Consider the following 12222-nt stretch of genomic DNA (forward strand, 5'->3'; position numbering starts at 1 on the left):
CCTTTCTTTGGTTACTTTCTTTGGCGAGACAAAGAAAGTAACTCGCCCGCCGGGGCGAATTCCCGGCTCCTGCGCCAACCAACAAGCAAGGCCAAAACAAGGGCCCAAGAGCCAAATTCAAGGCTCCTGCGCCCCCCAACAAGCAAGGCCAAAACAAAGCCCCAGTGCCCTCACCCTCTCCCAGAGCAAGAGGGTACAAAACAGCGTCCGTCAAGAGCCAACCCGAAGAGCCGCACGGCCCCTCCGAAGGCGAATGGCACCGAACTCAAAGGCGGAGGTACTCCAGTGAACCGCAGCGTCCCTGCCCCGCCGCTGGAACCCGAGGACGTGGAGTGCGCCGGCGAGGTCGTCGCCCCGCCGGCCACGGTGGCGGACCCGGTGCCACCGCCGGTGTCCTCCCGCATGGACCCGCGCGCTGCCGCCATGGCCTCGCGGCCGCTCTGGAAGACCTTCCTGCTCTTCCTGTTGCCCATGTTCCTGAGCAACATCCTGCAGTCGCTCTCGGGCACGCTCAACAACGTCTACCTCGGCCAGATGATCGGCGTGGGCGCACTGGCGGCCGTGTCCAGCTTCTTCCCGGTGATGTTCTTCTTCATCGCCTTCACCATCGGCCTGGGCGCGGGCGCCTCGGTGCTGATCGGCCAGGCCTGGGGTGCGCGCGAGCCCGAGAAGGCGCGCGCCGTGGCCGGCACCACGCTGACGGTGGGCGTGCTCTTCGGACTGGCCGTCGCCGTGTTCGGCGGCGCCTTCACCGAGCCGATGCTCCGGGCGCTGGGCACGCCGCCCGACATCCTGGACGACGCCACCACCTATGCACGCATCATCCTGATCGCGATGCCGGGCCTGTTCGTGTTTCTGCTCTCCACCGCCATGCTGCGCGGCGTGGGCGACACGGTGGCGCCGCTGTACACGCTGATGATCTCCACCGGGCTGGGCCTGGTCATCACGCCGGCGCTCATCCGTGGCTGGTTCGGCCTGCCGACGCTGGGCGTGGCCAGCGGCGCCTGGGCCACCGTGATCTCCTTCGTGGTCGCCACCGCGTGGCTGGCCTTCCACCTGCGGCGCAAGAAGAGCCCGCTCGCCCCCGACGCCGCATTCGTGCGCCATCTGCGCGTGCGGCCCGCGCTGCTGAAGGCCGTGCTCAAGGTGGGCGTGCCCACCGGCGTGCAGATGATCGTGGTCTCGATGGCCGAGCTCGCCCTGCTCTCTTTCGTCAACGCCTACGGCTCCGAGGCCACGGCGGCCTACGGCGCGGTGAACCAGGTCGTGGCCTACGTGCAATTCCCGGCCATCTCGATCGCCATCGCGGCCTCGGTGCTGGGCGCGCAGGCCATCGGCGCCGGCGAGGTCAAGCGCCTGGGCGCCATCGCCCGCACGGCGCTGATGATGAACGTGGTCCTCACCGGCGGGCTGGTGCTGCTGGGCTACCTGTTCTCGCGGCCGCTGATGGGCTTCTTCATCACCAGCGAGCCGGTGATCGAGGTGGCGCAGACGCTGCTGCACATCATGTTGTGGAGCACGGTGATCTTCGGCATGGGCGCGGCGCTGTCGGGCATCATGCGCGCGAGCGGCTCGGTGCTGGTGCCGACCTCGATCTCGATCTTCTGCATCGCATTCATCGAAGTGCCGGTGGCCTGGTGGCTGAGCCGCCGCATGGGTCTCGACGGCATCTGGGTCTCGTACCCGGTGGCCTTCACGGCGATGCTGACGCTGCAGGCGAGCTACTACCGGCTGGTGTGGCGCAGGAAGGCGATCACACGGCTGATCTGAACGAGCCCGCGGTGCATTCCACTCTTCTCTTCCTTCGAGGACCGATTCGACCGACCGATGCCCATCCGAGACCTGTCCCATCCCGGCGCGCACGAGGCGCTCGTCGACACCATTTCCGTCGATCCGATCCTGAGCTTCAACATCCGCATCGGCCGGGATTTCGCCATCCGCATCGACAGCCGCCGGCGCGCCCCTCTGTACGTCTTCAGCGGCCGGCCCTGCCGCCTCGAGATCCCGGGCCTGCGCGCATCGGTGAAGGTGGAAGATGGTGACATCGTGTTCCTGCCGCATGGCGGCGCCCATCGCGTGAGCGAGGGCGCGCATGGCGCGCCCAGCACGTTCGAGGACCTGTTGCGCCGCGAGATCGGTCGGCGCGGCCGCCATTACACGCTGGAAGTCGATGCCACCGGCGAGGGCGACGCGCGAGGCAAGGCCGGCCTGGACGAGACCGTGGTCTGCGGCAGCTTCTTCTGGAGCCATGAGCTGGCGACGAACCCCCTCTTCGCCCAACTGCCCTCCCTGCTGCACGTGCGGCGCGCCGATGCGGCACCCACCGACTTCATGCCGGCGCTGACGGAGATGCTGCAGCGCCTGTCGAGCATGCGCACCGGCGGCCGCGGCGTCGGCATGGACCAGGCGGTCAACACGCTGCTGCGGCAGGTCGTGTTGAATCACCTCGACGCCGGCGCCGCGCCGCGCGCCGGCGCAAGGGCCGCGGCGCCCTCCCGCGATGCACGCATGTCGGCGGCCTTGCACGCGATCCACACGCGCCCCCGGCATCCCTGGACGCTGGAAGCGCTGGCGGCCGAGTGCCACCTCGGCCGCACCGCCTTCGCCGTACGGTTCCAGGCGCAGACGGGCATGGGCGCCATGGCCTACCTGGCGCAGTGGCGCGTGCACCTGGCCGCGAGGATCCTGCGCGGGGAGCGCCTCACGCTGGACGAACTCGCCCACCGGGTCGGCTATGCGTCCGGCGCGAACCTTGCGCGGGCCTACAAGCGCGTGATGGGGCACGCGCCCCGGGCGGGGGGCGCAGAGGAAGGCACGCCCGAGGCCGCGGCCTAGGCTGGTGCCGCCGCACACAGCCGACCGTACGGATCTTCGTTCCCTGCGTTCGCCGGTGGGACGCACCGGCCCTGAAAGCAAGGCGAGGCACCTAAGCTGCGCCGCTTGTTTCAGCCAGCCGGGCCCGATGCGGGCGTTCCATCTTCATGCAGCACACCTTTCCATTTCCTTCTCCTCGCGGACTTCGACCTTCCGCCGGCCGCCGCGCGGCCCGATGCCTTCTCGCCTTCACGGTCGCCATCCTCGTCGGCTGCGGCGGCGGGGGCGGTGGCGGCGGCCTGCCCATCGCGTGGCCTCAAGGCAGCGCCGGCCCCGACACCGGCGCCAATCCCAACCCGTCGGGCGCCGCCACGATGAGCGTCGACGAGCGTTCCGCCTCCACCCTGCGGGTGGCGCAGAAGTACCAGGCGCTGCTGGACAGCGGCGCATCGAAGCCCTGGGAAGAGCTCAAGGCCTACGTGCTCGCGCAGCCCGAATACCAGGAAGCCGAAATCGGCAACGACGCCCTCTGGGCGCGCTTCAAGGACGGGCGCCAGTTCCTGTACACGGACAACCTGCGGCCGCTGCCGCGTCCGCTTTCGATCGGCAAGCTCGCCAAGTCCACCGAACGCGCGGGTGACCGCGCGGCGCTCAAGACCGCCGCCGCCAACGCCAAGGGCGAAGTGCCGGGCAGCGACACCGCCGTCTTCCTGGCAGCGGACGACCAGGGCACCTTCAACTACGGCAAGGCCACGCAGACCGAGGTCGCCGACATGCTCCAGGAACGCGGCTGGAAGATCGCGCCTCAGCGCGACCTGACGGTCGACGCGCTGATGTCGCTCAAGGGGTCGGCGATCGGCATCCTGTACCTCACCGCGCATTCGGCCGTCATCGGCCCGCTGTTCGGAAAGGAGTTCGGCGTGATCACCGAAACCCTCACGAGCGACGACCTCGACAAGCGCTACCAAGCCGAGCTCGACGCCGGCGAACTCATCTACCACCGCAGCCGCAACCTGTTGCGCGAGGTCTTCCAGGACCAACAGCGGCCGCGCTACGGCGTCACCGCCGCCTTCGTGCGCAAGCATCTGAACTTCTCGCCCAACTCGCTGGTCGTCATGCTCTCCTGCGACAGCGGCAGCGAGGAAGCGGCCGGCTTCCGCAGCGCCCTGACCGATGCGGGCGCCGGCACCATCATCGGCTGGGCCGGCAGCTCGAACGACGTCGGGCACATGGCGATGAAGGTGATGTTCGACCGCATGACCGCCGCCGACAAGGTGGACCCGAAAGACCCGCCGAACCGCGCCTTCGACCTCGACGCGGTCTGGGACTATCTCGGCAAGCGTGGCTACGAGGAAGGCGGGGTCGCGTACACCAGCAACCTGCTGGTCACGCCGAGCGGCGAACCGGGCGGCTCGCCCGCCTTCGTGAAGCGCTTCGGCAACGGCTTCGATCTGACCAATCCGGTGATCACGGAACTCGAGGCGGGGTGGAAGGACAAGATGTTCGTTCACGGCAACTTCGGCACCCAGGCCGGCGAAGTGAGCGTGGGCGGCACGCAGGTCGCGGTCAGCCAGTGGGGCGACGACAGGATCGAGGTCGAGCTGCCGACCGGCGAGAACGATCCGCCGGGCTCGCTGGGCGAGGTGGTGGTGAAGGCCCGCGACCGCACCAGCAACAAGCGTGTTCTCACCTCGTGGCGCGGCAAGGTCGACTACGTCTACGAAACCGTGCCCTACCCGGGCACCACCGGCACGCTGACCAGCACCGTGACGGTCGACCTGCACGTGCGCGGCGATGCCCACGAACTGCGCAAGGAAGTGGACGGCACGCTCCTGCGGGGCACGCGGACCTTCGTCCCGGCGTCGGACACCAAGGTGAGCTATCGCGCGTCGGGCACCAACGCCGGCGGCATCATCACGACGACCTGGAGCGGCAGCGGCAACATTCCGTTCAAAGGCAACGCCCTGGAAGGCAACTCGCTCGTGTTGAATGGCTCGATCGACGCCGTCGGCCGGCTCTTCAAGCTCAGCCCCGCGCTGCTGTCCGAGGACTTGCTCGACGAGAGGCTCACGACCGTCGCCGGCACGACCGACAAGAAGACCTACCTGACCTTCTATACCAACGCGCTCGGCTACACCGATGCCTTCGGCGGCGACCTGGTGAGCTACGGCACCGCCTTCCCCTTCGACGCGGCGGGCAACGTGGCGCCTTACAACAAGCGCATCGCCGTGCCGACTTTGCCGGCCGACATGGGCTGGATGACCGTCAAGACCGGCGGCCTGACGGCCTCTCCCGCATTCGACGACGCCATCGGCCGCTGACAGGAGCTGTGAACAAACCCGCAGGGCGGGTCATCGTGACCATTTCGTGAATCTTCGTTGATGGGCGCGTGAAGCGCGGGAGCCAGACTGGCTTCCAGGGACAGGTGCAGCGATGCGGCCATGCATCGCACCCGGTCCCACCCCGCTTCATTTCAACCCACGACTGGAGATTCACATGAACGCACAGCATCCCCGCACCCACCGCACTCTCGCCGGCCTGCTCGCCCTGGGTCTGGCCGCCGCCAGCACCGGCGCCCTGGCGCAGAAGGCGCAGACCGAGAAGTGCGCCGGCATCGTCAAGGCCGGCCAGAACGACTGCGGCACCAGCAAGAGCGCCTGCGCCGGCACCTCCACCGTGGACCGCGACCCCGAGGCCTGGATCTACGTCGCCAAGGGCACCTGCGCGCGCATCGCGGGCGGCATGGTGACGAACAAGCCCGAGAACGTGCACGGCGGCGCCGCTGCCGCTGCCGGCGCGGCGAAGAAGGGCTGAGGCCAGGGAGCCGATCGTGGACTCCACGGCATCCCTGCCCGGCGCGCATGCCCCGCGCGCCGGCCTGGCGCGGCAACTCGCCGCACGAGTAGACGCGGCCCACCGCGGCCTGCAGGCCCTGGCGCCGCTGGCCGACCTGGCGGTGCGGCTGTTCGCCGCGGCCATCTTCTTCCAGTCCGGCCTGACCAAGATCGCGACCTGGAGCTCGACCCTCGCCCTGTTCGAGAACGAGTACGCGGTGCCCCTGCTCTCGCCCGAAGTCGCGGCCTGGCTGGGCACCGGCGTCGAGCTGATCTTCCCGGTACTGCTGGCGATCGGCCTGTGCGCCCGCTTCTCGGCCGGGGTGCTGTTCGTCTTCAACATCGTGGCGGTGATCTCCTACCCGGACCTGGGCGCGGCAGGCCTGCGCGACCACCAGACCTGGGGCCTCCTGCTGCTGGTGAGCCTGCTGCACGGACCGGGGAAGATCTCGCTGGATCATCTCCTCGCGCGGCTCACGGGCCGCCGCTGAGCCGGGAGCGCGCCATGCCCGACCCAAGGAACATCGTGATCGTCGGCGGCGGCTTCGCCGGCACGACCCTGGCGCGCGCCCTGGCGCCGCGCCTGCCGTCCGGCTGGCAGGTGGTGCTGGTCAGCGAAGAGAGCTACACCACCTTCAACCCGATGCTGGCCGAGGTGGTGGGCGCCTCGGTGTTCCCGGAGCACGTGGTGGCGCCGATCCGCCAGATGCTGCGGCCCGGCGAGGCGAGCCGCTTCGTGATGGGCCGCGTGACGGGCATCGACGCCGTGCGGCACCGCGTGATGGCGCACACACTGGCGGGCCCGCAGGAGATCGCCTACGAGCACCTCGTGCTGGCCTTCGGCACGCGGGCCCACCTGGGCCTGGTGCCGGGGCTGGAGCAGCACGCGCTGCCGCTCAAGCTGGTCGGCGATGCCCTGTTCATCCGTAATCGGGTGCTGCAGCGCATCGCCCGCATCGAACTCGAGCGCGACCCGGCCGAGCGCCGGCGCCTGGGGCATTTCGTGGTGCTCGGCGGCGGCTTCTCCGGCGTGGAGGTGGCCGGCGCCCTGGCCGACTTCCTGCGCAGCGCCGCGCGCTATTACCCGCAGGTGCGGCCGCAGGAGCTGCAGGTGAGCGTGATCGAAGGCGGCGGCCGCCTGCTGGCCGAACTGCCCGATTCGCTCGGCCAGGCCGCGGCGCGCTCGATGCGCCGGCGCGGCATCGCGGTGCGGCTGAACGCCCTCGCCGCCGAAGTGGACGCGGACGGCGTGCGCCTCGCCGGCGGCGAGCGGCTGGACGCCGCCACCGTCATCTGCACCGTCGGCACCCGGCCCAACCCGCTGCTCGACGCCCTGCCGCTGCCGCGCCTGCGCGGACGCATCCAGACCGGCGACGACATGTCGGTCTGCGGCCAGCCGGGCCTCTGGGCGCTGGGCGATTGCGCCCTGGTGCGCAACGAGGCGACCCATGCCTTCGCGCCGCCCACCGCGCAGTTCGCCGTGGCGCAGGCCCGCGCGCTGGCGCGCAACCTGACGGCCTGCATCGAGGGCCGCCCGACGCAGGCCTTTCACCACGTGTCCCGGGGCATGATGGCCACCACCGGCCACCTCAAGGGCGTGGCCAGCGTGTTCGGCCTGCGCCTGCACGGCCTGCCGGCCTGGCTGCTGTGGCGCGCCTATTACCTCTGGCGCATGCCCACCGCCGGCCGCAAGCTGCGCATCTGGGTCGAATGGACCTGGGGGATGCTGTTCCCCGCGGACATCACCCACCTGCGCTTCACCCGCACCTCGGAAGCCGACGCGGAACCCGCGCGCAGCGCCGAGCCCCTGTCCCGCATCCAACCCCAACCCTGAGGAGACCGTCATGCTCCAGCACAAATCCGCCGTCGTCACCGGCTCCACCAGCGGCATCGGCCTGGGCATCGCCCGCGCCCTGGCGCGCAGCGGCGCCGACATCATGCTCAACGGCTTCGGCAACCCGGCCGAGATCGAATTCACGCGCGGCGAGATGCAGCGCCAGTTCGGCACCCGGGTGCGCTACAGCACGGCCGACGTGAGCCGCCCGGAAGAGGTGCGCGCCATGATCGCCGCCGCCGAGACCGCCTTCGGCAAGGTCGACATCGTGGTCAACAACGCGGGCATCCAGCACGTCGCGCCGATCGAGGAATTCGCCGACGAACGATGGGACGCGGTGATGGCGATCAACCTGTCCTCGGCCTTCCACGTGATCAAGGCCGCCGCGCCCGGCATGAAGGCGCGGCGCTTCGGCCGCATCATCAACGTGGCCTCCGCCCACGGGCTCACGGCCTCGCCCTTCAAGTCGGCCTACGTGGCGGCCAAGCACGGGCTGGTCGGGCTGTCGAAAACCGTGGCGGTGGAGCTGGCCGAGTTCGGCATCACCTCCAACACCATCTGCCCCGGCTACGTGAAGACGCCCCTGGTCGAGCAGCAGATCGCCGACCAGGCCAGGGCCCACAACATCCCGCCCGAGCAGGTGGTGCGCGAGGTGATGCTCTCCCACCAGGCGCGCAAGTCCTTCGTCGAGGTGGAGGAGCTGGCGGCGCTGGCCGTGTTCCTGGCTTCCGATGCAGCAGCGTCCATGACCGGCACCGCGCTGGCCATGGACGGCGGCTGGACGCTGCATTGACCCCGGGCGGAGCGTCCATCATGGTCAACGCAACCAAGCCGCGCCCCGCCGCCGCCCGCAGCAATGAAGCGCTGCCCGGCCAGGTGGTGCTGGTGCTGCAGGGCGGAGGCGCGCTGGGCGCCTACCAGGCCGGCGTGTACCAGGCGCTGCACGAGGCGGGCATCGAGCCCGACTGGGTGATCGGCACCTCCATCGGCGCCATCAACGCCGCGCTGATCGCCGGCAACCCGCCCAAGCACCGCATGGAGCGGCTCGACAGCTTCTGGCAGATGATGCAGGCGCACGCGCCCACCCTGCGCTGGCCCGACTGGATGGGTCTGGGCAACCTGGTGTCGAACATGTCGACGGTGATGCGCGGCATCCCGGACTTCTTCACGCCCAACCTGCACGCCCTGCGCGGCGTGAACGCACAGCTGGGCGCGGAAGCGGCCTCCTACTACAGCACTGCACCGCTGCGCGCCACGCTGGAGTCGCTGGTGGACTTCGAATACCTCTGCCAGTGCCACACGCGCATCACCGTCGGCGCGGTCAACGCATGCAGCGGCGAGATGCGCTATTTCGACACCCGCAAGGAACGACTGGGGGTCGAGCACGTCATGGCCTCCGGCGCGCTGCCGCCCGCCTTTCCGGCCGTGCGCATCGACGGCCAGCCCTACTGGGACGGCGGCATCTACTCGAACACGCCGATCGAGGCGGTGCTCGACGACAAGCCGCGCCGGGACTCGCTGATCTTCGCCGTCAACGTCTGGCACCAGACGGCCCCGGAGCCCGAGTCGATCCGGGAGGTGATGGCCCGCCAGAAGGACATCCAATTCGCCAGCCGGGCCGACAGCCACATCGCGCGACAGAAGCAGATCCACCGGCTGCGCCACGTCATCCGAGAGCTGCAAAAGCAGGTCCCGGCATCCCGCCGCACCGACCCGAAGGTCGCCGCGCTGGCGGCCTGGGGTTGCTGGACCACCATGCACGTGGCGCACCTGCTGGCGCCCCGCGTCGAGGGCGAGGACCACACGAAGGACATCGACTTCACGCCGGCCGGCATCCGCATCCGCCGCCAGGCCGGCCACGACGACACGATGCGCATGATCGAGCGCGCGCCCTGGCGCGAGGCGAACGCCGACCCCATCGAGGGTGTGATCGAGCACTACTGAACGGAACACGGGAGGCGACCATGGGCCCGATCACACCACTCGCATTCGTGCTCGCCCTGCTGTGCGCGGGCGTGATGGGCTTCGCCATCCAGCGCGGCGGCACCTGCACCGTCGCGGCGGTCGAGGAGATCGTCGACCAGCGCAGCGCGCGGCGCCTGCTGGCCTTGGCCGAGGCCTCCCTGTGGGTGACCGGAGGCCTCCTGCTGGCCCGCGCCCTGGACATGCTGCCGGCCATGCCCGAAGGCTTCGCGCTCGACCGCTGGACCCTGGCCGGCGGCGCGCTGCTCGGGCTCGGCGCCTGGGTCAACCGCGCCTGTGTCTTCGGGACCGTCGCGCGCCTGGGTTCCGGTGAATGGAGCTTCGCGCTGACGCCGCTGGGCTTCTACCTCGGCTGCCTGAGCGTGAGGCCGCTGTTCGGCACGGCGCCCCACCATCCGCTGGCCGGGGGATCGCCGGTGCTGGCATCGCCGGCCTGGGCCGTACTGCCCTTCCTCGTGTTCGCGGCCTGGCGCCTGCTGGCGCCGCTGCGCCGGGCTCGCACGCGGCGCGCCTTGGCCGAGTGCCTCTGGTCGCCGCATGCGGCCACCACCGTCATCGGCATCAGCTTCGTGCTCATGCTGCTGGTCGCGGGCGCATGGGCCTACACGGAGGTGCTGGCAGAGCTGGCGCGCGGCATGGCCGCCGGCATCGGCGCACGCACCGCATTGCTGGCCGCGCTGCTGCTGGGGGCGATCTGGGGCGGCCGCGGCGTCCGGCGTCTGCGCGGCGGCACCATCGCACCGGCGCAGGGGCTGCGCCGCCTGGCCGGCGGATGGCTGATGGGCTGGGGCAGCCTGCTGATCCCGGGCGGCAACGACGGGCTGATCCTGGTGGGGATGCCGCTGCTGTGGCCCTATGCCTGGGCGGCCTTCGGCCTGATGTGCCTGAGCATCGGCGCGGCGCTGCTGACGTCCAGGCACCTGCCCATACCGCACATGCTGCGCGCACTGCGGGCTGCGCGGATGAAGCCGTGATGCGCCGCAATCTTCACAAATCGGTCACGGGCGCCAGCGGCGCCGGGTGGCTGCCTAGAATTTCGAGCGTCCCCCACCGCGGACGTGGACCCGCACAGGAGAGCCGCATGCAGCCCTCGCCATCCTCTCTATCCGGACGCACCGGCATCGGCCTTCGGCCCGAGCACTGGCGCGAGTTCACCGAGACCAGGCCGCCCGTGGGCTTCATCGAGGCGCACAGCGAAAACTACTTCGGCCGCGGTGGCAAGCCCCTGCACTTCCTCCTGTCGGCGCGCGAGAGCCACGCCCTGAGCCTGCACGGCGTGGGCCTGTCGATCGGCTCGGTCGACCCGCTGTGCGAACGGCACCTCGCGCGCCTGGCAGAGCTGGTCCACCTGCTCGAGCCGGCCCTGGTCTCCGACCACCTGTGCTGGACCTCGGTCGGCGGCGTGCATGCCAACGACCTGCTGCCGCTGCCCTACACCGAGGAGGCCCTCGCCCACGTGGTCGCCCGGGTGCAGCAGGTGCAGGACTTCCTCGGCCGGCCGATCCTGCTGGAGAACCTCTCGGCCTACCTGGACTACGTGCAGTCCACCGTACCCGAATGGGAATTCCTGGCCGAGGTGGCTGCACGCAGCGGCTGCGGCGTGCTGCTGGACGTCAACAACATCCACGTCAGTGCGCACAACCTGGGCTTCGATCCCCTGCACTACATCGACGCGATGCCGCGCGCAGCGGTCCAGGAGATGCACCTGGCCGGCTTCACGCGCAACGTGCTCGACGACGGCGCCGAGATCCTGATCGACACGCACAGCGCCCCGGTCGCCGACGCGGTGTGGGGGCTCTATGCCGCAGCCGTCGAGCGCTTCGGCCCCGTGCCCACGCTGATCGAGTGGGATGCCGACCTGCCCCCGCTGCCCGCCCTGGCGGCCGAGGCCGACAAGGCCCGCGCGACGATGATGGAGGCGCTTCATGCTTGCGCTGCCTGACACCCAGGTCCGCATGATGAACGCGCTGCTGCGGCGCGGCGACCTGGCCGCGGCCACACACCTGGTTCGGCCCGGCGCCCTGCCCGCCACGCGGCGACTGGCCATCTATCGCAACAACATGGTGGAGAGCCTGGTGGCGGCGCTGCGCGCGGTCTATCCGGTGAGCGAGCGGCTGGTCGGCACCGCCTTCTTCCGCCAGGCGGCCCGCGCCTGCATCGGCTTGCACCCCTCGCGCTCCGGCGATCTGCACGAGTTCGGCGTGGACTTCCCGGCCTTCCTGCGTGCCTGGGCGCCGGCGTTCGAACTGCCTTACCTGCCGGACGTGGCTGCGCTCGAATGGGCCGTGCACCGGGCCTATCACGAGGCGGCGCTGCCCCCTCTTTGGCCCGCGAGCCTGGCGGCGGTTCCGCTCGACGCCCAGCCCGGTCTGCGCCTTTCGCTGCAACCTTCGGCGCGCTTTCTGTGCTCGCCCTACCCGGTGCTGCGAATCTGGCTGGCCAACCAGCCGGGCGCGGACGAGACCGAGACCGTTTCGCTGGCCGAAGGGGGCGTGCGGCTGCTGGTGATGCAGCAGGCGCTGGAGGTCGTCTTCGTGCCGCTGGGTGACGCGGAGCTGCGCTGGCTCTGTGCGCTGCACGAGGGGGCCGGCCTGGGGGAGGCCTGCGCCCGTGCGCTCGACCTCGATGGCGCTTTCGACATCGGCGGTGCCTTGGGCCGGCACCTGGCACTCGGGCTGTTCACCGGGATGGCGACGTGAGACAGCCTGCGTGGACCTTGAATGTGCGGGCGCAAGACAGCGCCCGGAATGTCCTGGA

At 70.2% G+C, this 12222-nt stretch carries 11 protein-coding genes; all 11 read left to right on the forward strand.

What is annotated here, in order from left to right; all coding sequences use genetic code 11:
- The first annotated feature begins 402 nt into the window (after positions 1-402).
- The 11 genes from ABEA07_RS13760 to ABEA07_RS13810 all read left to right on the forward strand — a co-directional run bounded on the left by ABEA07_RS13760 (position 403) and on the right by ABEA07_RS13810 (position 12164).
- The gene (locus ABEA07_RS13760; RefSeq protein ID WP_345538803.1) at positions 403-1770 is read left to right on the forward strand and encodes an MATE family efflux transporter; all 1368 of its coding nucleotides are present in this window, start codon (positions 403-405) and stop codon (positions 1768-1770) included.
- 57 nt (positions 1771-1827) lie between these two features.
- Entirely contained in the window at positions 1828-2835 is a 1008-nt protein-coding gene (locus tag ABEA07_RS13765) for an AraC family transcriptional regulator (RefSeq protein ID WP_345538503.1), read from the forward strand.
- A gap of 146 nt (positions 2836-2981) precedes the next feature.
- A complete protein-coding gene (locus tag ABEA07_RS13770) occupies positions 2982-5135 on the forward strand; it encodes a hypothetical protein (RefSeq protein ID WP_345538505.1) in 2154 nt (717 codons plus the stop codon).
- A 175-nt stretch (positions 5136-5310) separates the two neighbouring features.
- Entirely contained in the window at positions 5311-5628 is a 318-nt protein-coding gene (locus ABEA07_RS13775; protein ID WP_345538506.1) for a BufA1 family periplasmic bufferin-type metallophore, read from the forward strand.
- A gap of 16 nt (positions 5629-5644) precedes the next feature.
- Entirely contained in the window at positions 5645-6139 is a 495-nt protein-coding gene (locus ABEA07_RS13780) for a DoxX family protein (RefSeq protein ID WP_345538507.1), read from the forward strand.
- A 14-nt stretch (positions 6140-6153) separates the two neighbouring features.
- Positions 6154-7482 (forward strand): NAD(P)/FAD-dependent oxidoreductase, encoded by a 1329-nt coding sequence (locus ABEA07_RS13785; RefSeq protein ID WP_345538508.1) that lies wholly within the window; start codon positions 6154-6156, stop codon positions 7480-7482.
- 10 nt (positions 7483-7492) lie between these two features.
- Positions 7493-8275, forward strand: coding sequence for a 3-hydroxybutyrate dehydrogenase (locus ABEA07_RS13790; RefSeq protein ID WP_345538509.1), 783 nt, complete (start codon positions 7493-7495; stop codon positions 8273-8275).
- Between the two features lie 20 nt (positions 8276-8295).
- Positions 8296-9426: a patatin-like phospholipase family protein gene (locus ABEA07_RS13795; protein WP_345538510.1), complete on the forward strand. Its 1131-nt coding sequence runs from the start codon at positions 8296-8298 to the stop codon at positions 9424-9426.
- Positions 9427-9446: 20 nt separating this feature from the next.
- Positions 9447-10439, forward strand: coding sequence for a YeeE/YedE thiosulfate transporter family protein (locus ABEA07_RS13800; protein WP_345538512.1), 993 nt, complete (start codon positions 9447-9449; stop codon positions 10437-10439).
- A gap of 107 nt (positions 10440-10546) precedes the next feature.
- Complete coding sequence (gene bufB, locus ABEA07_RS13805) at positions 10547-11407, forward strand: MNIO family bufferin maturase (RefSeq protein WP_345538514.1); 861 nt, start codon at positions 10547-10549, stop codon at positions 11405-11407.
- Positions 11391-12164, forward strand: coding sequence for an HvfC/BufC family peptide modification chaperone (locus ABEA07_RS13810; protein ID WP_345538515.1), 774 nt, complete (start codon positions 11391-11393; stop codon positions 12162-12164). Before bufB ends, ABEA07_RS13810 begins: the two co-directional genes overlap by 17 nt.
- Positions 12165-12222 lie beyond the last annotated feature (58 nt).

Origin of the sequence: Variovorax defluvii (assembly GCF_039541515.1) — a bacterium.
GTDB classification, from domain to species: Bacteria; Pseudomonadota; Gammaproteobacteria; order Burkholderiales; family Burkholderiaceae_C; genus Variovorax; species Variovorax defluvii.